19 protein-coding genes and 2 pseudogenes are annotated in these 24,135 nt (G+C 41.8%); 10 read left to right on the top strand and 11 right to left on the bottom strand.

The genetic code is table 11. The features are described 5' to 3' along the window. Positions 1–49: 49 nt before the first annotated feature. Both Q0541_RS14250 and Q0541_RS14245 read left to right on the top strand, forming a co-directional pair. Positions 50–1,189, top strand: a pseudogene (locus tag Q0541_RS14250) (hypothetical protein); the annotation flags it as partial. A gap of 996 nt (positions 1,190–2,185) precedes the next feature. Continuing rightward, positions 2,186–2,590, top strand: coding sequence for a response regulator (locus Q0541_RS14245; protein WP_298911329.1), 405 nt, complete (start codon positions 2,186–2,188; stop codon positions 2,588–2,590). A gap of 109 nt (positions 2,591–2,699) precedes the next feature. Here the strand turns inward: Q0541_RS14245 and Q0541_RS14240 are convergent, their stop codons facing one another. Continuing rightward, entirely contained in the window at positions 2,700–3,488 is a 789-nt protein-coding gene (locus Q0541_RS14240; protein ID WP_298911327.1) for a DUF4198 domain-containing protein, read from the bottom strand. Positions 3,489–3,704: 216 nt separating this feature from the next. After that, positions 3,705–4,853, bottom strand: a complete 1,149-nt coding sequence (locus Q0541_RS14235; RefSeq protein WP_298911325.1) for an alanine--glyoxylate aminotransferase family protein — start codon at positions 4,851–4,853, stop codon at positions 3,705–3,707. A gap of 565 nt (positions 4,854–5,418) precedes the next feature. Between Q0541_RS14235 and Q0541_RS14230 the strand changes: the two genes are divergently transcribed. From Q0541_RS14230 to Q0541_RS14215, 4 genes are all read left to right on the top strand, one after another. After that, positions 5,419–6,297 (top strand): SDR family oxidoreductase, encoded by an 879-nt coding sequence (locus Q0541_RS14230; protein ID WP_298911323.1) that lies wholly within the window; start codon positions 5,419–5,421, stop codon positions 6,295–6,297. Positions 6,298–6,537: 240 nt separating this feature from the next. Next, complete coding sequence (locus tag Q0541_RS14225; protein ID WP_298911321.1) at positions 6,538–7,080, top strand: nuclear transport factor 2 family protein; 543 nt, start codon at positions 6,538–6,540, stop codon at positions 7,078–7,080. A gap of 663 nt (positions 7,081–7,743) precedes the next feature. After that, positions 7,744–8,046: a DUF1345 domain-containing protein gene (locus Q0541_RS14220; protein ID WP_298911319.1), complete on the top strand. Its 303-nt coding sequence runs from the start codon at positions 7,744–7,746 to the stop codon at positions 8,044–8,046. A gap of 52 nt (positions 8,047–8,098) precedes the next feature. Beyond that, positions 8,099–8,413, top strand: a complete 315-nt coding sequence (locus Q0541_RS14215; protein ID WP_366941876.1) for a DUF1345 domain-containing protein — start codon at positions 8,099–8,101, stop codon at positions 8,411–8,413. Positions 8,414–8,853: 440 nt separating this feature from the next. On the opposite strand, the gene Q0541_RS14210 is transcribed toward Q0541_RS14215, so the two are convergent. From Q0541_RS14210 to Q0541_RS14200, 3 genes are all read right to left on the bottom strand, one after another. Next, positions 8,854–11,283 carry an ATP-dependent helicase gene (locus Q0541_RS14210; protein ID WP_298911317.1) on the bottom strand — a complete coding sequence of 810 codons (2,430 nt, stop codon included), beginning with the start codon at positions 11,281–11,283 and terminating at the stop codon, positions 8,854–8,856. 975 nt (positions 11,284–12,258) lie between these two features. Further along, the gene (gene aqpZ, locus Q0541_RS14205; RefSeq protein ID WP_298911316.1) at positions 12,259–13,011 is read right to left on the bottom strand and encodes an aquaporin Z; all 753 of its coding nucleotides are present in this window, start codon (positions 13,009–13,011) and stop codon (positions 12,259–12,261) included. 850 nt (positions 13,012–13,861) lie between these two features. After that, the gene (locus Q0541_RS14200; protein ID WP_298911314.1) at positions 13,862–14,950 is read right to left on the bottom strand and encodes a RuBisCO accumulation factor 1; all 1,089 of its coding nucleotides are present in this window, start codon (positions 14,948–14,950) and stop codon (positions 13,862–13,864) included. Between the two features lie 402 nt (positions 14,951–15,352). Here Q0541_RS14200 and Q0541_RS14195 point away from each other — a divergent pair, with 402 nt between their 5' ends. The 3 genes from Q0541_RS14195 to Q0541_RS14185 all read left to right on the top strand — a co-directional run bounded on the left by Q0541_RS14195 (position 15,353) and on the right by Q0541_RS14185 (position 18,612). Beyond that, complete coding sequence (locus Q0541_RS14195) at positions 15,353–16,309, top strand: response regulator (protein WP_298911312.1); 957 nt, start codon at positions 15,353–15,355, stop codon at positions 16,307–16,309. Between the two features lie 126 nt (positions 16,310–16,435). Beyond that, entirely contained in the window at positions 16,436–17,128 is a 693-nt protein-coding gene (gene ubiE / locus Q0541_RS14190; RefSeq protein WP_273767858.1) for a bifunctional demethylmenaquinone methyltransferase/2-methoxy-6-polyprenyl-1,4-benzoquinol methylase UbiE, read from the top strand. A gap of 248 nt (positions 17,129–17,376) precedes the next feature. Next, on the top strand, positions 17,377–18,612 hold the full coding sequence (locus tag Q0541_RS14185; RefSeq protein ID WP_298911307.1) for a DUF445 family protein: 1,236 nt from the start codon (positions 17,377–17,379) through the stop codon (positions 18,610–18,612). Between the two features lie 193 nt (positions 18,613–18,805). On the opposite strand, the gene Q0541_RS14180 is transcribed toward Q0541_RS14185, so the two are convergent. The 6 genes and pseudogenes from Q0541_RS14180 to Q0541_RS34455 all read right to left on the bottom strand — a co-directional run bounded on the left by Q0541_RS14180 (position 18,806) and on the right by Q0541_RS34455 (position 22,835). Next, the gene (locus tag Q0541_RS14180) at positions 18,806–19,048 is read right to left on the bottom strand and encodes a hypothetical protein (RefSeq protein WP_298911305.1); all 243 of its coding nucleotides are present in this window, start codon (positions 19,046–19,048) and stop codon (positions 18,806–18,808) included. Then, positions 19,006–19,185, bottom strand: a pseudogene (locus Q0541_RS14175) (Uma2 family endonuclease); the annotation flags it as partial. The gene Q0541_RS14180 and the pseudogene Q0541_RS14175, both read right to left, overlap by 43 nt. A gap of 122 nt (positions 19,186–19,307) precedes the next feature. Further along, positions 19,308–20,378, bottom strand: a complete 1,071-nt coding sequence (locus Q0541_RS14170; protein WP_298911303.1) for a cold shock domain-containing protein — start codon at positions 20,376–20,378, stop codon at positions 19,308–19,310. 134 nt (positions 20,379–20,512) lie between these two features. Continuing rightward, positions 20,513–21,862, bottom strand: a complete 1,350-nt coding sequence (locus Q0541_RS14165; RefSeq protein WP_298911301.1) for a cytochrome P450 — start codon at positions 21,860–21,862, stop codon at positions 20,513–20,515. Positions 21,863–22,025: 163 nt separating this feature from the next. Then, positions 22,026–22,526, bottom strand: coding sequence for a hypothetical protein (locus Q0541_RS34460; protein ID WP_366941875.1), 501 nt, complete (start codon positions 22,524–22,526; stop codon positions 22,026–22,028). Positions 22,527–22,628: 102 nt separating this feature from the next. Continuing rightward, complete coding sequence (locus Q0541_RS34455; protein WP_366941874.1) at positions 22,629–22,835, bottom strand: Rieske (2Fe-2S) protein; 207 nt, start codon at positions 22,833–22,835, stop codon at positions 22,629–22,631. A gap of 400 nt (positions 22,836–23,235) precedes the next feature. Here Q0541_RS34455 and Q0541_RS14155 point away from each other — a divergent pair, with 400 nt between their 5' ends. After that, a complete protein-coding gene (locus Q0541_RS14155) occupies positions 23,236–23,892 on the top strand; it encodes a TetR/AcrR family transcriptional regulator (protein WP_298911299.1) in 657 nt (218 codons plus the stop codon). The last annotated feature ends 243 nt before the right edge of the window (positions 23,893–24,135 follow it).

Here is a 24,135-nt window from a genome sequence, read left to right as displayed (position 1 = left end):
CAATATCCCTTATTTCCAATTTTCTTCTGCCTAGAGTGACAAAAGAGGGTTAAGCAATCGCTACCACTACTGGGAACAAGCAAAGGTGGCTCAAGTAGCTGAAAGTGTTGCAGGTGAGAAGCTCGAACAATTTGCGCCCCAAGTGCGCTACTCTATTCGAGAGCCATACTCTTATACCACTCAAGTCAATGGCAAAATAGTTAAGGTAAACCAGACACGAGAGATCAACCGCTTTTTGACGTTGGCTGGTTCGCAAATTCAAGTCAAGCTTGACCAAAGTGTAGATGTTCCAGGCCGCAGCTCAATTTATCGGGCAAATTATACTGCCGATTATAAAGTAGTTAACCAACTTAAGGATATTAATAATTTTTTCTTTGAAGCACCGCCACCCAACGGCTATACACTGCTTGCTAGCTACAAAATCGAGCGTGACAGTACTAGGTTACAACAAACCAATCCGGGAGACTATGGTTTTCCCTTCCAACTGCAACCAGGCGAAGAAACCACCTTTCGAGTCACCTATCAAGCTAGAGGTGGGCCTCGCTGGGTTTATAGTGCAGCGGGACAGATGCTATCTAACTTCCGCCTCACCGCAATTGCTAACTTTGCTCCGGCTAATTTTGCTAGTGGTATTGAACCTGATGAGATTAAATCTGACGGACGCAGTACGCAATTTACTTGGAAATTTGACGATAATGTTTCAGTCAAAAATCCATTTGGAGTGTTTACCAACACTGAACCTATTCGTCATACGGGAGTAATTCCGCGTCTTTTATTACTAGCACCAGCAATATTTTTGTGGTGGATATTGTTGTTATATTTGTCACTGTCAATGAGTTTCAAAAATGTAGCGATCGCTGGTAGTATTTTCTTTGCTTGTCTGTTGATTTTGACCTATCTAGCTCGCGTCATCAATGCTCAGTTGGCTTGGACTTTAATTTCTATCATCTTACTGATTTTGACATGGGGATTGGGTGCCAGTCGCAGTGCTTCCCTGGCTGCGATTATCTGCACTATTGCTGGAGCAGTATTACCCATCTTTGGATTATTAGTACCGTTTAGCGGCCTCACCCTCAGCCTAGCGGGTTTGCTTTCAGCCGTTTGGCTAGGAGTTCATCACTGGTATGGCTGGTACAATTTGCACCCGGAAGACCAAAGATTGCAGGCTCAGAAAAACGTTAAAGATTAGGTGATTCCGTTATGATTAGCGAAGTTTTAGCAAATAGCATTTATGGATAACGATTTACTGGCTTTCTTTGCAGCTGCTGGGTTACTTATTGTCTATCTCATCTTTTCTGCATTGACTGAAATGGGAACTAAACTACCTTGGAAGAAATAACCTAATAAGGGTATAAAGTTACTAAAATCAAAAATCTGCAAATTGAATGGGCTGGAATAACTAAAAAGTTTACACTTCTAAACCTCATTGGGCTTGGAAAAAAAGTAAATATCCTTTAGGCTGAGTTGATGTACTTATTGTTCGAGAGAGTGCCAAATGCCCGAACCACAGAAGAATCACATTAAAATCGAGCCGGCAACCCTCGTTTTAATTGTGTCTCTTTTAATACTCTTACCTCTGCTGTTTGTTGGCTTTTTGTCTCAGTGAAGCTCGTGAGAAATACTCAACAGATATATTCTCCCGATGTTTTTCACAAAATCTGAACGAGTCGGACTTTGTATTGCCATGCCATCTTAACCCAATCTCCTAAATGAAAAAAGGATATTAGTTCAGTATAGATAGCGATCGCTTATGACAGTTGCGTAAGTTTTGGTAGTAATAAAAATAACCATAATCTTCGTGCCGTACCCCAGGCGATTTTAATCGCTGCTCAATTACTTATGGTAAATCATGAGATAATATATGTGATGTCGAAATCGGATAAAGCACTACTACCCAATAGAAACGGCTAACCAGTAGATAAGAGACTGTCGCGTAGTCTCGTAGTGGGTAGAAGCAGATGATCACTGAGCTTACAGAAGTGTCGATTGCTACTGGCAAAGCAATGTGTTTCTGGGGTGTGGGGATGAGTCCATCCTCTATTAATCGTAACCGCACCTAGAGGTTCGGGGGATAGTGTTTCGGAACCTGTACAAGACCCAAACTGCTATTTCTCTTTTTCTACTAAAAGTCCACGACTAAAGTCGTGGGGAATGCGTTACAGAAAGTTAGAATAAAATGTCATTTATGGAACCTTCTGGAACTCTTACTGGTTTAGATATTCTGGTAGTTGAGGATGATAATGATACTCGCTTTTTCATCACTACTGTGTTGGAAATGGATGGAGCAAAAGTTATATCAGTAATATCAGCAGATGCGGCACGCAAAGTATTATCGGAATTGCAGCCCGATGTTTTAATTTCTGATATTGGGTTGCCTGGGGAGGATGGTTACACTTTCATCCGCAAATTTCGTGCGCTTAAACCAAAGAATGGTGGACGAGTACCGGCTATTGCTTTAACAGCATATACTGATAGTGAGGCTCGTATCCGTGCCTTGCAAGGTGGCTTTGACACTCATGTATCTAAACCGATTGATCCAGAAGAATTAGTTGAGATAGTAGCTAGCTTGGTTGCTTGTTGTAATTGGTAACGATTGTAGTGCCTGATGTCTTTAAGATTGGGAGGCACAGGTTTAGTCAAAACTATAATCTACAAAGAGGCTGTAGATACCTGCTTTTTATGATAATAGAATTACTGTGCTATTTATTCAGCAGTAACTTTTTTTTGTATAGAATTAGTAATCCAAGAAAACCTAATCCTAATAAATCTGAAGGTTCTGGGACAGAGATGCTTTGTGCTGTCAAGCTAGTTTCGTAAGAAATAGTCAGATTACTGTTAGATGGAAGTGAGTAGCTAGCTTCAATAGGTTGCTCTAGTCCTTTTTGACCAATGGGTATGGAAAAAGTGCCATTTGGGTTTTTTGCTACTACTTGACCAAGATATTCTACTGTAACATTATCAGTAATTTGTTGCCCTTTAGATAATACCTGAACTAGTAAGCTTTCGCCTGGAATGAGAGCTAAAGGGTTTTCTAGAGGTAGAATTTCTAATGGCAAATTGAATGGTTTAGCTAAAGCATCAGACCAATCATAAAAAGCTTTAGTGTATTTCAGGTAATGACCAACATTATCATAGTTATTAATTTCCGGTTCTGTGATCCGGAGATATTCATTATTCGATAGTCTGGCAAAATAGCCATTATCAAAAAACCCTTGAATGGCTGCTATATTTTTACCAGCAGTCAGAGATAAAGCATCTTGTTTTCCATTGAGATTAAAAGGAAGTATTTGTTTGTCACTATCATAAACTATTGCCTCTTTAAATCTAGAGGGTTCATAAGATTCTGGCCCCTCTTCTGGATGTCCAAACAAAATATTATATTCACCGCTTTTGTAATCAAACCAGACAACATGTGCTGATGCTGATTGGATAAAGCATGGCAAAATAGCTGCTGCTATAAGCAGTGTTTTAATTTTTTGCAGAAACATTTTAACTCTCTTGATTACTTAGTTTAATTCCTTACTAACATGTTTAGAAAACCACATTTTTTTCTTATTAACAATCCCCCTCACAGGGATAATCTTTTAATATTTAGATTTTCTTAATATTATTTAAAGAACAGCGCGATGCCTACGGTGGGCTACGCCTATGCCTTTTTTATCAGGTGCGTTAAGCTACTGTTAACACACCTAATTAACCTAAAACTACTTAGGCAAAACCTGCCGTAGTGCTGCTAAAAGTTGGTCAACACTTTCCTTACGACTATTAAAGCCCATCAATCCCACGCGCCAAACTTTACCAGCTAGTTCGCCAAGACCACCGCCAATTTCAATATTATGTTCATTGAGTAACTGCCGGGCGATCGCTTTCCCATCTACCCCTATTGGAATGCAGACAGTGGTAAGCGTTGGCAGTCTATATTCTTGCTCAACGTGCATACTCAGTCCTAAGTTCTCTAACCCTTGCCAGAGATATTCTACGTTCTTTTGATGCCGCTGCCAGGAGTTTGCTAACCCCTCTTCTGCAAGCAAACGTAGTGCTTCCCGCAATGCATAGTATAAATTAATCGGTGCTGTATGGTGATAGGTGCGTTCAGCGCCCCAATACTTGCTCAGCAACAACATATCCAAATACCAGTTTGCAACCTTAGTTTGGCGCTGTTGCAATTTTTCAACTGCACGCGGACTCATTGTAAAAGGCGAAGCACCAGGCGGGCAACCCAACCCTTTTTGGCTACAACTATAAGCTAAGTCAACTCCCCAAGCATCCAAAAACAAGGGAACACCACCCAAACTTGTGACTGAATCCACTAATAACAAAGTGCCAAATTCACCACACAAATCAGCGACTCCTTCCAACGGTTGACGTGCGCCGGTGGAGGTTTCGGCATGAACTAGAGCTAAAATAGTTGGACGGTGAGTTTTTAAGGCAGTTTGGAGTTCATCGAGGTTGAAGACTTGTCCCCAAGGTTTGGTAATGGTTCGCACATCAGCACCATAACGTCCAGCCATATCTACGAGGCGATTACCAAAGTAACCAGCTACACCAATTAAAACCACATCACCGGGTTCAACGGCATTGGCGATGGTTGCTTCCATTGCGGCTGTTCCCGTACCGCTGACTGCAATGGTGAGTGGGTTTTCTGTTTGCCATACGTAGCGTAGCAACGACTGAATTTCATCCATGAGTGCGAGAAAAACTGGGTCAAGATGCCCAACGGGTGAAGTATTCATCGCCTGGAGAACTGTAGGATGGGCATTGGAGGGCCCAGGCCCTAACAGTAGACGGGATGGGATTTCTAGCGGTGTGAGTTGCAAGCGCCCAGAGTCGTTGATGGAAATTGTTTGCGTCATAATCTGTCTTCGCCTAGACCATACTTACCGGATCATAGAGCGATGGCTTCGCCAACGCCAGAGGCGAATGCATCACCGATATTTTAGTGAATCTGTCATTTGCCAGAAGATGCGATCGTACTAAAGTATTACAGTGATTAAAACCAAAGTGTGAGAGTATACTTATTTACTTTCCCTAAGACATAATTATGGTTTTTACTCGCAAACGTCGGAATAATTTAGATGTTAACAACAGTAAATTAGTACCTTGCCCTAATTCCCCTAATTGCCTTTCTAATCAGAGTGCAGATGCAATTCACAAAATTGCACCACTGACTTTATTTTAGAGAACCAGATACTCTAAAATTGATTAATTGTAAAAAATTCCTGGCGAGAGAGCTTTTAAAAGCTTACCTTTAGTGGAATAAGTACGTTAAAGATGTTCAAGCAGGTTGCGTTCAAAAACATGAACAATTAGACTTACCGCAAGAAGTTGGAATCGAAACTAACGCGTGACGACGCACTTTTTAAAATTGCTAATAAATAGGTATTGTACTAATGCTTTATTTCTTTTAGGAGAATGCCAATGACGATTTTAGTAACTGGTGTGACTGGGAACATTGGGGGAGAAGTCATTCAGCATCTGCTGAACCGAGATGTTGTAATTCGAGGACTGGTGCGAGATCCGAAAAAAGCTGCTATTCAAGCGCAAGGGATCGAACTGGCACAAGGTGATTTCTCACAGCCACAGACTTTAGACCCTGCCCTTCAAGGCTGTGAAACCGCTTTTCTGGTTACCCCCAACGAGCCACGTCAAGTTGAGTTAGAATGCAATTTTATTGATGCAGCAAAACGGGCAGGCGTTCGCCATGTTGTAAAGGTTTCTGTGCTTCATGCTGGGGAATTACCCAGTAAATTTCAACAGTGGCATCGCCAAATTGAAGAACACTTGGAAGAATCAGGCATGGCATGGACACATTTACGCCCGAATATGTTGATGCAGAATATGCGCTGGTTTGCTCAAACGATGGCTCTTCAAGGCGCATTCTATAATTCAGTCGGAGACACAAAAATCTCTCATGTCGATGCGCGAGATGTAGCAGCAGTGGCAGCCGTCTGTCTGAGTCACTCAGGACACGAAAATCAAGCCTACGACCTGACCGGCCCCGAAGCCGTTTCATTTGATCAAGTTGCGAACTATTTTGCAAAAGTCTTAAACCAAGAAGTTAAGTACGTCAATCTCACACCTGCCGACCTCAAAGCGGCTCGACTCGCCAATGGAGAACCCGAATGGTATTTGGATGCGGAAGGGCAGTTATTTGACTGCTGGAAAGCTGGAGCAGGCTCAATGGTGACAACGCTGATCACAGATATCTTACACAAGCCTGCAACTTCATTTGAATTGTTTGCTGAGTATTACGCCCAGGTTCACGCTCAAGATTTTTCTACACCTACAAAGGGTTGATAATGCAACGTGCTTCACGAAGGTTCAGCCGTTGCTATTTTATGCAAGTTTTCCGATTACTGGGACGAATTTCACGAGCCGCCTGAAGGTGAATTTGCATTAGATGTAAAACGCATTCTGTCTGAAGGCTGGTTAGACCATTTTCCATTCTTCTGAACAAGCTATTAAATTAGCATTTGGGAATGAATTTTTCGTCGCTGACAATCTCGAAAAAGGTAAATAAAAGAAAGGAAATATATTATGAATGAACAATTTGCAGAAAAGAATATAAACACACCAGAAACAAATCTAACTACCGGAGTAGACCCAAATCTTGCTGCGACTACTATTCCCGACTCGGTACAAGACTATCTAGGGATTGCCGATACACTTTATCGTTACGGTGCCGGCATTGACCTCAACGACGCTGCCCTATTCGCTTCTGCCTTTTCTGAGAATGCCGTCGTGGATTTCAGTGCCGTCGCGCGTAAGCTGGGTCTTGAGCTTCCTCCGCTTCTCATTGGCGGCGAAAACATCGTCCAACACATTATCAGCGTTGCGGGACAGCATACCACGACCCACGTGGTGACTAACCCACGCATTCGTGTTGAAGGAGATACCGCCAAAATGCTGGCGTTAGTCGAAGCCACGCACCTGCCGCCAGATGACCACTCACGGCATTGCCTGATGAAAAACCGTTACGATGTCGATCTAATTCGTGACGGAAAAGATTGGCGCATTTGTCGGCTAACCATTGACACCGCTTGGTTTACGGGAGACCCACAAGTTCTCTTGAGCAAGTGAATGATAAGTTCTTAGTTAAATCTTAGAGTTCTTCGTCTTATTCCAGAAAATGATGGCAAATGCGCGCGGCAAAAAAGTTTTGCAGGTCGGGAAATAAAAATGAAGATAAATATCGAAGTTGCACCTCCTGTCGGACATTAAGGTACGACCAACCATTCAGTTGATCATCATCAAAATTTGAGCAAGTGAACTGATGCACAGTACGCCAACTTTGGCAGAAAATTTTTAACTGCTGCCTACCTTCTGGAGTTTAGACTAGTCAAAAGTGCGAAACTCAGAAGGTTGATTCTATAAAGCCTAAAAACCTTGGTTTTAGTTCCCGGAAACATCTTAAATCCGTATCCTTATTTTTTGGAAATTTAGTTTCGCACTCCTGACTAATCTAAACTCCAGTTATCAAGCGAGGCTTTGAAAAAGATTCAAGGTCAGCATCTTATTTTTCTCTCCTCAGAGATATAAAAGAGCGTTAACCATTAGGCGGACTACCCTTCTTTTTTGGCTGACGCTGCGCGTAGCTTGTTTCCCTACGGACTAAGGGAAGCCGCTTCTGCATAGCCGAGTCAGTGTATTGGGTGACTTCATAGACTTGTACTCCTTCGGGTTCTCCAAAGGCTAGCAATTGAAGTACAATTTCTAATCTCTATTACTTGGTGCAAGATATTTATGAACCTGAATTTATTTAAAAACTTTGACCCTCGACCGCGACTAATCATTGCTGTCGGACTCGCTGTATTAATTTCAGTAATCCTTCCGCCTTGGCTGCACTTACCCACTCACATTCTTTGCGCTTGGAACTCCGGTATAGACTTTTTCTTAGCCGTAACGTGGTGGAAAATGCTCAAGGCTACGCCAGAAAAAATTCGCCGTTATGCTGAGAATGAATATGAAGGACATTTGGCTATATTCATCCTGGTGATAGCTGCGGCTTGTGCCAGTGTTTTAGCTATTGGGTTTATTACTAACTGATAAAAAAGGGTTGTCAACAATTCTGCTCACCATACATGTCATACTTGCAATTATGACCATTGTCGGTTCCTGGTTACTAGTGCATACGATGTTTGCAGTGCAATATGCACACAGCTATTACAAATATATTAATCGTAATAATAGTCAAGAAATCATCAGAGGATTAGATTTTCCTAATAACGACTGTCCAGACTATTGGGAATTTTTATATTATTCATTTGTAGTTGGCATGACTAGTCAAGTTTCAGATGTGCAAACTACATCACCCGATATGAGGCGCTTGACTCTGTTACATAGCATATTATCCTTCTTTTTCAATACCACCATTTTGGCTATGACTATTAATATCGTTGCATCGCTGATTTAAATTGGGGAATTTCATTCTCACTAAGCAGAGATGGAATTTACCTTCCTTTTTTCACAACCCATGCCAGAGGATAGACATTTTGAACACTATATTTATTATTTAAATTATTGTTAGAAAAAATATATACGACTTATATTTTATTTTTGAAATATCCGTAGGGTGCGTTAGCAAAGCGTAACACCTCCCGAAGGTTTTGGTGCCGTACTCAAGGCAATACAGTTCAGTTAAGCATTTTTTCCTTCTCTCTGTGTTCTCGGCACCTCTGCGGTTCGTTCAAAAAATTGACTTTGATAAAGAGTTTTAACCTTAACCCAAGCGTATTGGTACTCAAGGGCAATAACACACCCTACATATTGTCTTGTTAATTGAGATGGTAGCTAGATTTATGCGCCCGCTGTATTAGAAACTGTAGATTCCATTCAATTTCTTAAGAGTTTTGATCAGGCTTGTTTGGCCATTACTGCTAAATTCGCCACACATTCAGGAAATTGGCGCTTTAATGCTGGAAACACCGGACAAGGCGCTTGTTCTTGTAAATTGTCCGGCTTACTCCAAGTAAAGGGGGCTTTCTGAGCCGCTGACATCCACACCAGACGCTTTGCTCGTGTCATGGCAACGTAGAGTAAACGGTACTCCTCAGATATTTTCAAATGCTTTGCTTGTTCCCATGCTTGCGTAACATCTGGTATGGTAGATTCACCGTGGAGAGCAGCACGAATTTGGGCGCGGGCTACTTCTGATAAGGTAAAATCCCCTAAGAACTGGCTTTGAGGAGGAACCCAAAATCTCCCAGGAATCAAGTTTTCGTGGAGAAAGGGAAGAAACACATAGTCCCAATCCAGCCCTTTGGCTTTGTGCATCGTAATAATGGTCAGTTGACCGCAACGAGTATAACGTTCTTCCGAATCCTCGGTTTCCACTGGTTCAAACCGTTCGGAACTGACAATTTCACTTAAAGCTGACAGCATTCCCCCCATTGAACTATTACCAGCTATCTGCTGGTTTACCCGTTCTGCGAGTTTGTCAGCAGTTGCCAATTCTGCCTGGTCATAATTTAAGGTTAAGGCAAGAAAGGAAATTAGCTGGTACAGGGGCAATTCCAAGCGAGCGCGGAGTAAACTGCGACACAAACGAGCGGCTTTTTGGACTGTTTCTGACTGAGGTGCTGCTAAGGGGCCAGGATACAAAAATTCTTCTGGGAGACTAGCAAGGGCGTTGAGGTCTTGGGTAGGAATTAATTGGCGCTGTACTAATGCCTCTAAGGCGGCTTTGAGATAATCGGGGGAGTGGGGGCGATCGCAAAATTGCAGTAATGCTAAAATCTCTTGGGGAACATGGGAACGGCGATCGCGTTCTCCCACATCGTAGAGTATAATATTATGCTCTTTGCATACAGGTGTCAGAGCCTCTGCTAACCATCTTCCTTGGCGATTTTCTCGCACTAAAATCGCTGCACTAGTTTTTGTTGGATCTTCACCAAATAACTCGATCACTCTTTGAGATAACAATTCAGCCGTGTGATGAATGTCACGCGGGGTATAAAGTTCCAGTCCTCGTCCTGTTGGTGCTGGGTTGGCGTTAGTTTGTGGATCACCAACTTCAACAGGGTGAATTGTCTGCAAGCGAAATGGTACTTGTCGGTTGTCAGTAGTCTGCTGTTTATTATTGGTTGTTGCTAACCACTGATTATTGATCCATTTGAGGGCAAAGTTAGCAGCTTCAATGATAATTCTAGTACTGCGTCCAGCTTGATCCATCGTTGCTAATCGTTTGATGCGATCGCACTCTTCGCAAAATTGCCGAAAATAAATCGGATCGGCTGGGGTGAAGGTGGAGTTAATCGCTTGGTTGGGGTCGCCAACTCGCACTAAGTTGAGTGCTGAGTGAGGAGAGACGCGATTAATCGCGTCTGTACTGAGGAGTGAGGAGTTATCTCCCTTGTCCCCATCACTCGCCAAAATTTCTAACAGCTGCGTCTGTAGGGGGCTAGAATCTTGGGCTTCGTCTTCAAAGACGGCGAATACTTGGTTTTGCTCGATGCGACGGGCGCTGTCGTTTTCCAAAACGCGTAGTGCAGCTAAAATCATATCGTCGTAGTCGATGAAATCACGCGATCGCATTAAGTTTTGATATTGCTCATACAATCCCGCCGCTACGCTCAAAATTGTATATTCGTCTGTGGTTTGTTTACTCCACTCCCGCAATAATTCTGGCGATATCCCAGAACTTTTTGCTTCATGAATTACCGTATTAGCCAATTCCGGTAATACTTCTGTGCGCAGCACTGATTGGCGACGCAACCTTTCTGTCTCTTCTCCGTCAAATTGATGACCTTCTAATAACCGCAAATATATTCCTGGATTATTCGCAATCCATTGCTCTACAGCTGTGCGGATAAAGCGGTGACTTTGGGTTGGTGTAATTAATGTGACATTTTCTAACTGCAAACCCGATAAATCTGAATGGCGACTGGCAATATTCAACGCTAGACCATGTAGGGTATAGACAAAAAAGCCCATCTGAGGTAAGGATAATTCTTTTAAGTCTTTGCGGATCTTCGCTTTAATATTGGCAGCAGCAGAGCGAGTAAAGGTGACAACCACCAAGTGACGGCGGGAGGATGAACGTTCATATTGACGGGCGATCGCGATCGCCGCCGCCGCCGCCATACCAGTGGATTTGCCTGCACCAGGAACGGCAGAAATAGCTAGGGGGCCAGATTGCCAGTCAGCCATTTGTTGTTGTCCAGGGCGCAGACCGTTACGGATTGCTAGAATCTTCTCCCGCAGGTTAAGAAGAGGCGATCGCTCAGATAATTCTGAATGGAGTGATTCTTGAGCCACAGAAGCAGTAAATTTAGAGTCTGACATATCAAATTTTATATTTTAAATAGATGTTGAATGTAATTCCCAAGCCACAGATATGAATAATCTTTGGTGATTCTCTGTAAATATATCTTAAGCCCCTCTTAAAAAGGGGTTGGGGGGATCTTCCGGCTCAAAATATTACTAACTAGTACAAGTCGGCGGAAGTTTGCCTAACTTTAACAAGGATATTTTGCCCCTTGTTAAGACCCAAGTACCGCAAGGCGGAAGTCAAAAGGAGCCAGTGCGTTGGGGAGCCAGCGCGGTCTTCTCCCAAAGGGAGAGGCTAGCGCCTGCCGTAGGATGCCCAAAGGGCTGTAGGGGGTTTCCCCCATGAGCGACTGGCGTCCGGCTCTGCCGACTTGTTCGCGCAGCGTCTCCGACAGGAGAAGCAACTGGCGTTCAAAAGTCAAAAATCAAAAGTATTACGGAATAGACTTTTTAGAGTTTTTAAATGGTTGCTCTATTTACGCCGTGTTGTACAAGTCTTGTTAATTGAGATGGTATGTGGATTTACACGCCCGCTGTACTAGTTAATTTGCAGATAAGTCTAATGATTAAGAATGTAGAATAATTAATAAATCGGTTGTTTACTATTAAAATAGTAATCTAAAACTTTTTAAAATAGAGAGTGTATATAGCAACCCTAAATCATTCGTGAAAAGTAAGAACCCCGACTTCTCTGAGAAGTCGGGGTTCTGGACACTGGGAATTTTAATAAATTTAAATATTCTGTCAATGCTGTGACTAAACAAATTAGCCAAGCGTTATTTGTTCAGTCACGGGATTGTTAAGAAATTTAAAAAGGAAATCTCAAGCGATGCCTACGGCGGGCTGCACCTACGCAGCCTCACCTGAAGATTGATTATAGGCACAATGCAGATCCAACTATTGCCCGTTTTGATGAACTGCTATAAAAACCAGAAATACCGGGCTAACTTGTACAGTTGAAAATGACTTTTAGACTAGCTCTTTGAGATTTTACCGTTCTTCCACAGTTGATTCACTAAAGATGGCTACGTACAACCATCCTGCTAAAATAGCCCCGAAGATAGGAGCTATCCAGAACAGCCAGATTTGCGAAAAGAGTTCTACACCTGCAAATAGAGCAACTCCAGTACTACGGGCAGGATTAACCGAGGTATTGGTTACAGGAATGCTGATTAGGTGAATTAAGGTGAGTCCAAAACCAATTGTCAGAGGTGCAAATCCTTGAGGAGCGCGGCTATCAGTCACACCCAGAATAATCAGCAGAAACATGAAAGTCATCACAACTTCAGTAATCAGGCAAGCAAACAGCGTATAACCACCTGGAGAATGAGTACCATAGCCGTTGGTAGCCAGTGGGTTGAAGCCAGTCAGCGTAAATCCAGTTTTGCCGCTAGCAATCAGGTAGATAATGCCCCCAGCAATAACTGCGCCGATCACTTGAGAGAGGATGTAAGGTAGTAAGTCAGACCCCGGAAAGCGCTTACCTGCCCATAGTCCAAACGAAACAGCGGGGTTGAAATGACCACCAGAAATATGACCAAAAGCATAAGCCCCTGTGAGGACAGTAAGCCCAAATGCCAGGGATACACCTACTAATCCAATACCCAATGGAAAAGAAGTATTCTCGCTGATTTTTGCAGCATCTTCTGTGTAGGCGGCGGCTAGAACAGCACTACCACAGCCACCTAAAACAAGCCAGAATGTACCGATAAATTCGGCCAAACAACGTTTCGTGAGAGACATTTTCGGAAAACTCCTTGTTCAGCTACAAACCAGTAATGGCTATGTTGAATAATCCTTGAGTCATTCCTGTCAATAGGAAATCCATTACGTTTGTTTCGTTATGAAACTAAATCGAAAAAATAGGAATTTGTTTTTTCCTCAATAATTGTGGTGATAAAATATGAAGAGACTGGAAAAGCTAAAATTCCCAAAAAGTGCTTAATTTATTAAGAATTTTGCTCTCATGATATAGAACTAATATTTGATTTTTGAAATATCCGTAGAGGAGCCAGTGCGTTTTTTTCAAAAATCAAGATTCTTGATCCAGTGCGTTCTATTAAAAGTTATTACAAAATTTAAATATATTTTGTGCTCTATACACTTTCAGCTTAAAAAATTTGGGTTTTTCTTGTTACGGTCGTTACTTTTTGAAATATTCGTAGGGTGCGTTATGCCAAAGGCTAACGCACCACCTCTGATTCTAGGTGCCGTACTCTCGGCGATAACACAACGCCAGTCCGCTCAAGTCGGGAAACCCGCCCAGACGGCTGGCTTCCCTACATATACTACACATACTCAGATTTTTTCACGCAATCAAATCGGATTGCTATATAACACGTTGCGTTAGGCTAAAGCCGTAACACACCCTAACTTTTGATTTACTTTATAAATGGTCTCTTACACAGATCAACCAAAAATCAAAGGTTTAGGCAAAGCATTGCGGAGCCAGTGCCAAGTTCATGTTAAGAGAATTAAAGCAACTGGCGGCATTGGCCAAACAGAAAATTGAACCAATGCCGCCAGTTGCTATCTACTGTTTGGACAGTCTTAACAGATCAGATCACGCAGTTAGCTCTGCCTAAAATTAAATTTATTCGTCAATCTGCCAGGAATCCTTAGTTAATTCTTCATCCAGAATTTTCTTAGGACGCACAATGATAATAATTTGTCCTAGTAGAGGAATTTCTGGCTCAGTTTCAAACCACTGAAAATCTAATTCACTACCATTTTCAACGACAAAATAGCTGGAGGCATCCCATTGTCGTTGGGCACGATCTACCACAACTACAACGGGCCCTATTTGGGTTTGGGTTTGGATGGGGAAGCGATCGCTATTCGCTAAAATCACTACTGGATCTTCCGCCGCCAACAGCACTTGCCAACCTGGTAAGGGTACCCAAGCTTGCTCTCCAGAAAACTTGACTAGGCGAAATGGTTCAATTTCTGTGACTATGGGCACAGCTTGCAAGTCTTCTCGTGATAATGGCAACTCGCCTACCACGGGCAAAATCCGGGGTAATTGTTCTTCAAATTCCAGGCGGTAAAAGGGTAAAATTGGCGCTGGACGCTGGGGAACGCTGGTAAAATCAGTCAGTAGCTGTTCGATTTTTTGCCTTGCTGCTGGCGTGTGAGCAAAACGCAAACCTTTGGCAATCAGGCGCGATCGCTGTTGTAAATCTGCATTTTGACGTGCCAGTTTCCAAACTTGGTGAGCAACAGCATCTCCTGGATGAGCAGAAAACCCTTCTGGCAAAGTGCGGAAATAAGAGAACTCTTTAATTGCTTTTGCTACTTCCTTCACCTCATCGGCGTCGATTTTGTGGACGAAGATCAGTTCGGCGGCGGCGGCGCGTTCTTCTTGGGTAAGCAAACGCAGTTCGTATAAAACGTCACTACCACGTGTTGCGTAGTGCGATCGCGTTTCTTCCGATACTCCAGAGTTTTCTAAAGAATTGTAAACTTGGGAACCAACAACCACCTGATTTTGTTGAATCGGCTCAAATCCAGTCGCCTCAAAAATGTCTTGGGGATTGTAACCGGTTTTTAGCAATGAGGCGATCGCCGTTCCCCATTCCACCCAGTTGCCTTGTTTTTGCCTCAGCCTTCGCAGTAATTCTTGTGCTACATCGTTGGTAGTATTTTCTTCGGGATTCTGAGCGTTGGGTGGTAGATCAGTCATAATCGGAGTGCGAGCTTCAACTTGAGAGGTTAATTAATACCTCATGAGCAAGTCTTATTCTAATCTATGAACTACCCAGACCTACTGCCTTGAGTTCATCTGTAGAAACTTATCTCGACTTTAAATGTGTGAAATACAGATTGTCGGGTAGCACAGTTAGCTGTGCATAAACTACCTCATCCATCATGAAAACCGCCATATTTAGGCTGATTTAGTTATTTTTCTCATGAAATTTTTTCTAATTCAGATATTTTGGCAGGTAAATATCCCCTGTAGCACTCATAATAAACGTATTTAAATATGCAAATCAAGTCCGTAAAAACCCTTGATTATTTCGAGCTATTCTCGACTAAACTTGGTATGGAATATAACAAGATAGTGAATATTTAAAGGAAATATCTTATGGATAAGGCCAGTCTCGAAATTGATAAAGTCCAATATCAAGTGATGACTCTCGAACGCTCAAAAAAGCTCAAAATCCTGGTAGTTGACGATGAGCCAGATAATCTCGATTTGCTTTATCGCACCTTTCGACGCGACTTTAATGTTCTGAAAGCTGATAGTGGGGTGAACGCCTTAGAAGTTTTGGCAACAGAAGGGGAGGTAGCGGTGATTATCTCCGATCAACGGATGCCACAAATGAAAGGAACTGAGTTTCTCAGCAAGACTGTACCTCAGTTTCCCGATACGGTAAGGATAATTCTCACTGGATTTACTGATATTGAAGACTTGGTAGAGGCGATTAATGCCGGACAAGTCTACAAATATATCACCAAGCCTTGGGACCCAGGGGAACTGAAGGCAGTGGTGCAAAGGGCAGCAGAAACTTACGACTTGCTCAAGCAACGTACAGAAGAATTACGCCGTGCTCATGCTCAAATGGCGCTGCTGAGTGTTTTGGTACAGATAACTCAAGCAGCTTCTAGCTTAGAGCAAACTCTCGCTCCAATTGCTAGGGCTGTGAGTCAGACTTTTGGAGCAGAAGGCTGTATCCTACAACTTACAGATGGAAATACTCTGGTTGCGACTCAAGGAACTTACAGCGATACAGGTACAATAGAGAATTGGCTATCTCATGACCCACTAACAAGGGAAGCGATCGCCACCGGACAAATGCAAGTTTCCTTAAATGTACCTAAAGACACTAAATTAGTTGATGCTATTCACTACTACAACACGGGTGTGCAAGCACATTTAGTTATCCCAATTAGCCACCGTAATGAACTTTTGGGTGTATTGTCATTACAGTGGAAACAACCCTGTACTTTGCGGGAAGATGAATTAATGCTAATTAATTTATCAGCCGAACTGCTGGCGATCGCTCTTACTAGTAGTCGCCACCATAAAACAAAAATTTAGTCAATAGTCAAGAGTCCAAAGTTGAACTCTTGACCCTTGAATTTTGAACGCCAGTTCAACGCCACTCCCCTCAACGGAGGGAACCCCGCACATGACTGGCTCCCCTTGACCCTTGATTCTTGACCAATGACTAACGAAATTCAGTCCATTTTTAACCGTATTGCTCCAGTTTATGACCAGTTGAACGACTGGTTGAGTCTGGGACAGCATCGAATATGGAAGGAAATGGCAGTTAAATGGAGTGCAGCTAAATTAGGTGATACTACATTAGATTTGTGTTGCGGTAGTGGTGATTTAGCCTTACGTTTGGCACGGCGTGTAGGAGCAACAGGACAGGTGTACGGAGTAGATTTTTCCCCAAACCTGCTAGAAACTGCTTCATTACGTTCCCAAAGACAGTACCCTCAACCTGCTATCACCTGGGTAGAAGCCGATGTGCTAAATTTACCCTTTGATGACAACCAATTTGATGCCGCAACAATGGGCTATGGTTTAAGAAATGTTAAAGATATTCCCCGCAGTCTCCAAGAGTTATACCGTGTTTTGAAGCCGGGTGCTAAAGCCGCAATTTTAGACTTTCATCGACCGAGTAATCTTCAGCTACGTACCTTTCAGCAGTGGTATTTGGACGGTTTCGTGGTTCCAGTTGCCAATTATTTAGGTTTAAAAGAAGAATATGCTTACATCAGTCCCAGCTTAGACCGTTTTCCCATCGGCAAAGAGCAAATAGAGTTAGCGCGTCAAGTTGGTTTTGCTGTTGCCACACACTACCCCATCGTGAACGGTATGATGGGAGTGCTGGTAGTCAGCAAATTTTAGATTTTAGATTTGGGATAGCGTAGCGTAAAGCCTACGGCATGGCAACTCTTAGAGACGCTCTTGCGTTCGCTTAGAGCGAGCCTGCGAACGTCTTTTGGATTGGGGACTGCGGAATAGGCAATGGCTAATGGAAAATCGTTAGTAGTTAGTGGAAAAATAACTCATAACTAATAACCGCCAATTACCAATCCCCAATCCCTAATTTCTAATCTAGAATCCAAAATCCAAAATCCAAAATTCAAAATCCTGTGGACTGGTCTCATCTTTGGCTTTATGTGTCTCCCCCGGTACTGGGTGGAATCATTGGTTATTTCACAAATGATATAGCCATCAAAATGTTGTTCCGTCCTTACCGAGCAATTTATATTGCTGGACGAAGAGTACCCTTCACCCCTGGATTGATTCCCCGCAACCAGGAACGTCTGGCTCTGAACATTTCCAAAACAATCATGGGGTCACTGTTGACACCACAAGAATTGCAAAATCTAGCGCGGCGATTGTTGCAAACAGAACGCGTGCAGGCAGGAATTCTCTGGTTGTTGCAGCTGGCGATCGAACAAATCAAAACAGATAAAAACCAGAAAAGTGCTAAAATTGTGGCGGGAATTTTGCGGGATTTGCTAGGGGAATCCTTACCACGGTTACTCAAAGTTTTGGCGCGACGTGAAGACTTTTTGGAAGCGCAGATAAATCAAATTTTTGACCAGATATTGCTGGAATTTCAATTGAGTGAAGAACAAGCCACGCGGCTTGCTGATTGGTTGTTGCAAGTAGTTCTACCGCCGGATGTGCTGCGGCAGACGATAGTTGATTTTTTGACAGATCGCACGATTCAAATTATTGATGAAGGCTTCCGCGAAAAAACCAGTGGTACTTATTGGGTAGTAGCAAATTTGTTTGGCTTACGTAATACTCTTACACGGTTACGAACTTTTTGCTTGGATGAAAAGGAGGCTACTAATACTCGCTTGCAGGAATTGACTCAAGATTTACAAATGCGCGATCGCATTAGAAAATTACTGCAAAATTTATCATTACAAAACTTGCCAATGGGTACGGTGCGTCAACTTAGAAAGACCACCCGCGAAAGTGTTCGTCATTATCTGCAAAACAGTGGCAGCGATTTTTTACAAGGATTAACTGATTCTGTTGATTGGGAAAATATTGCTGGAGTCCTGCTGAATCGTCTTAGTACTTCACCTGTTGTCAGTACTTCTTTAGAAGTCATGAGTCAAGAGTTGGCTCTACTTTTAGATAAGTATTTAGAAAAAGATTTAGAAGTAATTGTGGCGCAGGCGATTCCGATTTTGTCGATAGATCAAGTGATAGTTGATCGGGTAAAATCAACTTCACCGGCTGATTTAGAAGCTGCAATTGAGGGAATTGTAAAAAATGAATTGCAAGCGATTGTGACTTTAGGCGGTGTTTTGGGTTTTGTCATAGGGTTATTGCAGACAGTGTTTTTAATCTTAAGTCAATATTAATTTTTTGTTTTTGTCTGTAAATTTTTATCAAATTATAGTTACAAGTTACCCATATTCTGAAATGAGTGAAATTGAGCGATGTCTACGACATCGCTCTCGTTTTTATTCAGAGACACCCGGATTCATCCGTGAGGTAATAATTACGAATTACGTAGCTTGCTTCTCGCCCAAGGCGAGTATTACTAATTACCAATTATCTTGACTCACCTTTTATCTCTGTTTGCAACAACTGTACATCTTCAATTGATAACCCAGTTAATTTTATCACTTCCTCTAAAGACATTTGGCTTTTGAGCAGATTCGCAGCCACCAGGCGAATGCCTTCTGCCTTCCCTTCTGCTCTACCTCGGTAAATTTCCACCTGTTGGTTCTGGGGGTCAATTAGCCAAACTCTAACCGAGCTGTTAGTTTTGAATTCCGATTTCCGCTTTCCCATCCAGTTGGTGGCATGATAATTAATTCTCCCTCTGCCGTGCGCTCAAGTCGCAAATCTCGATTATTCTGACACAGTTAGAAGAACTGCTCATCTGTTAATTCAATGGTGGGGCTAAGGTTCAGAATCAGGGCAGTCATAGTTGCCTCTCAATCTTGCTAACTATAGCGTAGCACTTGGTTAATGTACTAGGTTGACCATCTATGGAGATAAGCTTCTAGCTTAGTAGAGAAATTAGAGTAAGTGTCATAAAAGAGTAAAATCAAGTTTTATCAATCACTGCAAGGTGTGCAGATAGTTCATCTTCTTCAAATGCATCTGAATATAGTCTTTTATTAAATATTTGAATTAAATCTTGCACTGAAATTTCCTTAATACGAATACCATCAACATCATATAATTCTCTAGTATTTTCTTGGGTAATTATCCATACTTGACGATTTTTACCTTGAATTTGGATCGTTTTTTTCCTTCCTCCACCATTTGTGAGTCTTACATCAATTGTCATCTGAGAATTCTTTAATTTATTTACATAGTTTTCAATCTGCTCTTTTTTGTGTTCATCAAAATTTTTTCTAAGCGTGCAATCATACATCACTGCAAGACTTCCTATTATAAAGAAACCATCCGCTCTCCCGGCTTGATTTTTTTTGTCATACTGATATAAGTTGTGAATACCGAGAAGCCTGAGAACCATAAATACATAATCTTCAAACTCTGCTGAATCTGAAAGCTTTATGCAATGACCCAAGCAGGAACTAATTTTTTCTTTGACATCTTTGACATTGAAAATATCACTATTATAAATAGCTCTGTTGTTCCCAGATGCCTTTTGTTTAGGTGAAATTGGAAAAATTAAACGAATTTTTTTAACAGCTTTTACAACTCTTCCATTTGGATAATTTATATTTTCCAATACAAATTCTACTTTATCTCCTTTAGAAATATTTTCGAGTGTAATTTCCTCTAAATCTTGCTTAAAAAATAGCAAATCCTTATCTTGATTTTTTAAGGGTATATCAGGTCTAATAAAACCTCTACCTTCTTGTTGATTTAGCCAGTTAATAACTCCTGTTAATCGGGTATTTTCATTCAAAAGACGTACTTCATCAGCAATTTTTTCTACAGTACCATCTTTTTTATTCCATTCTTTGACACTGAATTCTACTAAGTTGCCTCTTTCTAAATCTTCAATAGCGATCCCAATCAGCTTATCTGCAAAAAAAAGTATATTGCCTTCATGACCTGGTATTAGTGTATCAGGAGTAATAAACCCACAAGGTACTTTTCCTTGTTTGATACTAATACCCCTGATTGTTCCTGTAATTTTCATACCTCTTTACTGACAAGTGTTATAGAGTTTCAGATATAGGATTCCCTAGAAACTGAACGGTATAACACTGCTTGAAAGTTGTAGCAGTTATGCTTAACTTTTGGTTTATGTACAAAATCGAACTTTATGTCACTTTAAATATTTAGGTTGCTACCTAAAGGCTTAATATATGCTTGTAGAGTGTCCTTAGCTTTAGAAGGCTGACGAACTGGAGCGATCGCAGAATAATCCGGTTTTACTGTCCAGTCGTAATGGCGAAGCATTGTAGAAAGCACGATTTTCATTTCCATCTGAGCAAATTCCATGCCTAAACAACTGTGCGAACCATAACCAAAACCCAGTAGTGCCAAGGGATGTTTTTTATTTTCTTCACGAGGTGGTGCAAAGCGATCGGGGTCGAAGCGATCGGGATCGGTGTACAGTTCTGGTAGACGGTGAGTCAACATTGGCGAAATAGTCACAAACCAACCCGCTGGGATGCGATAGCCTGCATACTCAATATCCTTGAGGACGCCACGATTATAGGCATAGACTGGGGGATAGAGCCTTTCTGCTTCTTTTAGTACGTTGGTTAACTGTGGAAGTTGTTTGAGATGGGACAAGCTCAGGGGATTATTTCCCACAACTGCTAACTGTTCTTCACGCAGTCGCTCTCGCCACTCTGGGTGATTACCTAATTCAAATATTACCCAAGTTAGCAAAGAGGCTGTCGTCTCGTGACCAGCAAACAGTAGTAGTAATGCCTCGTTGATTATCTGTGCTTCACTTAACTTATTGCCGTCTTCATCAACAGCCGCTAGCAGCAATCCCAAAACATCTTTTGATTGCTCTAAGTTACCCTGTTCGATACGCTGTGCGATCGCTTCACGTAAAAAAGCCACTAACTTACCCCTAGCATTTTGACCGCGACCATATAAAGTAAAAGGGACATTCCATTTGAATATCGCCATACTGCCATCTAGCAGTTGTGTAAACCACTGACTGGTTTGCTCAACTTCGCTTTTATTTTGACTTCCCAAGAAGAGGCGAGTAGCAACCATCAGGGTAAGCTGGCGGAAACTAGAATTTAAGGAAATTGTTCCCTGTCCCCAATCTTTGAGGAAGTCTTGCACAATATTTTGGATGGTGTCGAAGTATGTAGTGATCGCTTTTCCGTGAAATGCTGGATACATCAAGCGACGAGTTAGCCGATGTTCTTCCCCATCTTGTAATAAAATATTGTTGCCGAATGTTGATTCTAGGAAATGCCACCCTATCCGCGACGACATATGTTCCGCTTGTTCCACCAGCACCAGGCGATTAGCATCGGGGCCAATTAAATAAGCACGTTTACGTCCCATGACGCTCGTCTTAAAAACTGAACCATGCTGTTGGAATCGTCGCCATATATACAGCTCTAAATCCCGGAATACTTCCAAAGTCTCCCCTAAGATGGGCAAGCCATAGCTACCAGGCATTTCCTCGGCGGATTTTAGCTGCCTCATATTTGAGTACCTCCAGCAGTAATTAGCTACAGTATCTACTTAATTGTAAAGTGCAGTTAGGTTTTGCAAATCCAAATTACCAATTACGGTAGAGTTTTTCTGCGTAGAACATAATCTCTTCATTTGGCAATCTAATTTTTGGTTTTTGCCGAGGATACAAGCTTTAAACTGCACTTGTATCCTGTTCAATAACTGTGGCTGCTGCTTGGAAAACTGAGTTTTTAAACAGAAATTTCATCAAAGGATTGACGACTTTGGCATACATTAAAATAAACGTCTTGGTGATTTTTTCTGTTTCCGGGTAGAGAATATGGATTTGAGCAATATCACCAATAGGCGTTTTAGCAAAAAAAGCTGTAGTTGAAGGAAAAGCGTATTCAAGTGTGTTAGCAAGCGTTTTAGGAAAGATTCCCAAAATCGGATTTTTGAGAATTTCTGCTAGCGTGTTGTTGGCTCTTGTCAAATCTTGTTTGACTGTGGCATCATATCCTTTTTGTTCAAAATAACTGACGTGACAAGATGTAATTTTAAATAGTTCTTTATGAGTACCATTTTGGTGATTATAGTCATAGTTAACCATCAGGTTAGTCAAAAACTCTCCATGAATACTTTTGTCTCCAGTCACTCCGATGAACTCGTATTCATCTACAATTTTCTGATGCAAATCATGGATGGGTAATCTTGGTTCAAATCCAGCATATGTCCAGATAGAATCATTGCTAATAATTAGCTCTAATGGTTTAGTAATTGCCTGAGTATCCTTTTTTTATCCTTGCTGTAGTCTGCCTTGTCCGTCAAATTCTAGTGCATGAAAAGGGCAAGTAATAGTATCTCTCTCTTGACAAATCCAGCCGTCTGATAAGGGTGCTTGCATATGTGGACAGATGTTATCAAGGGCAAACACTTTGCCTTTTTGGTTTTGCCAAATGACATAATCTTGTCCATTTAATGTGATTTTATTAAGTTTATTCACTCCGAGTATAAATTTGTGCGCGATTAACCAAGGCGCACCAGGTAAAATTGGTTCTATTTTTCCTCCAATATCTTGAGAAGTTGTTTATTTAAACTTCTGTAGATGCGTTAATAAAACGTCACACAATCTTGAAAGTTAAAAGTTGTGCTTGACAACCTTGTGTCACCTGTCTGACATTTTACTTTTGAATGCAAATTGGGATAAATAAAGTCTTGCCTGCAATGGACGAACTAATACTACCGGGCATTCGCTCGGCTAACTTTAGCTACTGCATCGCTGAATTAGACATTAACTAACTAATTTTTTAGTTAATGAGTATTAATGTAATAAATTTCATCTTCTATGTCAACTACTAACCAATTTTTTAGTTAAGATATTTTCGTTATGCTGATGGAGTACCGTGGGTCGTTCAACGCAGTCAAAATTCTCATCTAAAAAGCCGCGTCAGGTGCGCGATGCAGAGGCGACAAAAAAGCAGATTCTCGATGCGGCGGAAGCGGAGTTTGCCAGAAATGGACTTCAAGGGGCGCGGACAGAAGCGATCGCCAGAGGTGCAGGTATAAACACAGCGATGATTTACTACTACTTCCAAAGCAAGGAAGGACTATATCAAGCTGTTCTGCAACGTCCGGCGGTGGAAATGCACGAAGGGTTTGGGCAGCTAAATTTCGATAAGTTACCACCAGAGGAGGCTTTGAAGCTGCTTGTTAAGGAAGCGATCGCCTACGAAGCTGCTCACCCGCACAGGGGGATGCTTTGGTTCCAAGAAGCAAACCAAAATCAGGGAAAGTATTTCAAACAGGGGAATTGGCAAGAAAATTTCGCTTATCTTATCAAGATTTTAGAGCGGGGGATGGCGGAAGGTTGTTTCCGTCAACTCGATCCATTTCTCACCACCCTGCATATTATTGGGGTTTGTAATTTATACTTCAATGCTTACGAAAACATCAAGCATACTAGACCCGATTTGCAATTACTGAGTCCAGAAATGATTGAGCAGCATACTCAAGCAGCAGTTAATTTTATTTTGGCTGGTGTGCGACGCACTGGAGATTAAGGATTGAATATTGGGAAAACGTGATCGCGGTTTGTATCATTTCAGCGTCGCGTAAGAAAATGTCCTCACGATGTAGGAGAAAATATTGCCTCAATTCCTGATCAGACATGGCTGCATAATTGACTTGACTCATTAGAATACCTCTCCATCCGGCGTAATTTGGAACTAAAGATTCTCAGTGCTTCCAGCCAAAACATAAAGATTGCTGGTTCGATCAATCTATGCATACAAGATGTATAGGCT

Source organism: uncultured Nostoc sp. (assembly GCF_937863485.1).
In the GTDB taxonomy this organism is placed as follows: domain Bacteria; phylum Cyanobacteriota; class Cyanobacteriia; order Cyanobacteriales; family Nostocaceae; genus Nostoc.
Note: the sequence above shows the minus strand (reverse complement) of the source record. Positions and strands in the feature narration are given on the sequence as shown.

What these genes read in the sequence shown, in the direction of transcription:
- Q0541_RS14245 (WP_298911329.1), top strand. Translation starts at nt 2,186, where the DNA reads ATGGAACCTTCTGGAACTCTTACTGGTTTAGATATTCTGGTAGTTGAG.
- Q0541_RS14240 (WP_298911327.1), bottom strand. Translation starts at nt 3,488, where the DNA reads ATGTTTCTGCAAAAAATTAAAACACTGCTTATAGCAGCAGCTATTTTG.
- Q0541_RS14235 (WP_298911325.1), bottom strand. Translation starts at nt 4,853, where the DNA reads ATGACGCAAACAATTTCCATCAACGACTCTGGGCGCTTGCAACTCACA.
- Q0541_RS14230 (WP_298911323.1), top strand. Translation starts at nt 5,419, where the DNA reads ATGACGATTTTAGTAACTGGTGTGACTGGGAACATTGGGGGAGAAGTC.
- Q0541_RS14225 (WP_298911321.1), top strand. Translation starts at nt 6,538, where the DNA reads ATGAATGAACAATTTGCAGAAAAGAATATAAACACACCAGAAACAAAT.
- Q0541_RS14220 (WP_298911319.1), top strand. Translation starts at nt 7,744, where the DNA reads ATGAACCTGAATTTATTTAAAAACTTTGACCCTCGACCGCGACTAATC.
- Q0541_RS14215 (WP_366941876.1), top strand. Translation starts at nt 8,099, where the DNA reads ATGACCATTGTCGGTTCCTGGTTACTAGTGCATACGATGTTTGCAGTG.
- Q0541_RS14210 (WP_298911317.1), bottom strand. Translation starts at nt 11,283, where the DNA reads ATGTCAGACTCTAAATTTACTGCTTCTGTGGCTCAAGAATCACTCCAT.
- aqpZ (WP_298911316.1), bottom strand. Translation starts at nt 13,011, where the DNA reads ATGTCTCTCACGAAACGTTGTTTGGCCGAATTTATCGGTACATTCTGG.
- Q0541_RS14200 (WP_298911314.1), bottom strand. Translation starts at nt 14,950, where the DNA reads ATGACTGATCTACCACCCAACGCTCAGAATCCCGAAGAAAATACTACC.
- Q0541_RS14195 (WP_298911312.1), top strand. Translation starts at nt 15,353, where the DNA reads ATGGATAAGGCCAGTCTCGAAATTGATAAAGTCCAATATCAAGTGATG.
- ubiE (WP_273767858.1), top strand. Translation starts at nt 16,436, where the DNA reads ATGACTAACGAAATTCAGTCCATTTTTAACCGTATTGCTCCAGTTTAT.
- Q0541_RS14180 (WP_298911305.1), bottom strand. Translation starts at nt 19,048, where the DNA reads ATGGGAAAGCGGAAATCGGAATTCAAAACTAACAGCTCGGTTAGAGTT.
- Q0541_RS14170 (WP_298911303.1), bottom strand. Translation starts at nt 20,378, where the DNA reads ATGAAAATTACAGGAACAATCAGGGGTATTAGTATCAAACAAGGAAAA.
- Q0541_RS14165 (WP_298911301.1), bottom strand. Translation starts at nt 21,862, where the DNA reads ATGAGGCAGCTAAAATCCGCCGAGGAAATGCCTGGTAGCTATGGCTTG.